Source organism: Mesorhizobium sp. M7A.F.Ca.US.006.04.2.1 (assembly GCF_004022915.1).
Lineage (GTDB): Bacteria > Pseudomonadota > Alphaproteobacteria > Rhizobiales > Rhizobiaceae > Mesorhizobium > Mesorhizobium ciceri.
In genome coordinates this window covers 1-450 of the sequence record NZ_RZQA01001652.1, presented here as the reverse complement: position 1 = coordinate 450, position 450 = coordinate 1, and the positions used below count along the sequence as shown (strand labels likewise).

Here is a 450-nt window from a genome sequence, read left to right as displayed (position 1 = left end):
GCCATCACGCCTTTATCCAGCCGAACTCGCCGGCGGAATAGGTGCCGTCGGTCTCGGCGCGCTGGATGGCGTGCCGCAGCAGGCTGGCGACTTCGTTGACCGCGCTGAGATGCGCCAGGATCGCCGCTTCGTTCTTCGCCAGCTTCTGGCGCAGCCGGGTCAGGCCCTCGCGGTGCTGCTCGAGGAATTCGGCTTCGCTGCCGCCCTTCATGGCGCGGGTCAACTCGTAGAGGTAGCGGCTCTTGCGGGCGTTCGATGCCTTGAGATCATAGTTGGTGGCGTTGCGGATGCCTGCCGTCTCTTCCTCGACCACTTCCTCGATGCGGCCGATGATGGCGGCGAGATTGCCGGGCCGCGCGAACGGGATCGGCGCTTCCGATGTGGTCGTGCGTGCTGGCAGGTTGGGGGTGGATTCCGAAAAGTCGGCCATGGCGTTTCCCAGTTTAGATC

1 protein-coding gene is annotated in these 450 nt (G+C 64.9%); it reads right to left on the bottom strand.

Annotated features, from left to right (window positions below; all coding sequences use genetic code 11):
* Window positions 1-4: 4 nt before the first annotated feature.
* A complete protein-coding gene (locus EN925_RS39235) occupies window positions 5-430 on the bottom strand; it encodes a hypothetical protein (RefSeq protein WP_013529758.1) in 426 nt (141 codons plus the stop codon).
* Window positions 431-450: the final 20 nt, after the last annotated feature.